The following is a 1,002-nucleotide window of genomic DNA, read 5'->3' on the forward strand; positions in this document are numbered from 1 at the left end:
GAAGGTGTTGCAGCTCGGGCACAGGAACCCACGCACCGTACCTGACTCCCGCCGAGCAGGCCCTCGCGCAACGACCCGCGCACCGGGGCTGGTGGCGGCCGTCACGCCCCCGCGAGGACCACGGATCTGCCGGCGTGCAGCGGACCCTGTGGGAGGCGTCGTGAAGCCTCCAGTGCCGTACTTCGGCGGCAAGACGACCATCGGGCCCGCGATTGCCGCGCTACTACCCGCGCACTCCCACTACGTCGAGCCGTTCGCCGGCTCCCTCGCGGTGCTGTTCGCCAAGCCACCATCCGACCACGAAACCGTCAACGACATCGACCACACGCTGATGACCTTCTGGCGTGTTCTACGGGAACACCCCGCCGAACTGGCGCGGATGTGTGCGCTGACGCCGCACTCCCGAGCGGAGTACGACCGGGCGATGCCGTTGGACGCCGCCGGCGAACTGGAGTTGGCGCGGCAGGTGTTCGTGAAACTCACCCAGGGCAGATCAGGGCGTCTACGCCGCACCGGGTGGCGGCACTACGTGAACCCGGCCGGTTCCAGCGCAAGCATGCCCGGCTACCTCGCCGGGTACGTCAACCGCCTCGCCCCGGCCGTACAGCGGCTGCAACGGGTGTCGCTGGAGTGCCGGCCAGCGCTTGACGTGATCGACAAATACGGCGCCGAACCCGACGTGCTGCTGTACGTCGACCCGCCGTATCTCGGTTCCACCCGTGCGAACGACAACGCGTACCGGTGCGAGATGCGTACCGACGCCGAGCATCGGGAACTTGCCGAAGCGCTTCGAGCCGCCCGGGCGGCGGTCGTGCTGTCCGGGTACCCGTCCGACCTATACGACGGTGACCTGTACCCGGACTGGCATCGGCTGACCATCGCCGCCAGCACCGGACAGGGCGGCACCTGGGCGAACCGGACCGAGGTGCTGTGGTCAAACCGGCCCCTCGCCGCGCAGTTGGACCTACTCGGGGAGGAGGCGCTGTGACCGGAGTGTGCGGC

1 protein-coding gene is annotated in these 1,002 nt (G+C 69.1%); it reads left to right on the top strand.

The window, feature by feature from the left end; genetic code table 11:
- Window positions 1-160: 160 nt before the first annotated feature.
- Window positions 161-988 (top strand): DNA adenine methylase, encoded by an 828-nt coding sequence (locus tag ACRDSQ_RS16180; protein ID WP_431422069.1) that lies wholly within the window; start codon window positions 161-163, stop codon window positions 986-988.
- Window positions 989-1,002: the final 14 nt, after the last annotated feature.

This window comes from Actinokineospora sp. (genome assembly GCF_050699995.1).
GTDB lineage: Bacteria > Actinomycetota > Actinomycetes > Mycobacteriales > Pseudonocardiaceae > Actinokineospora.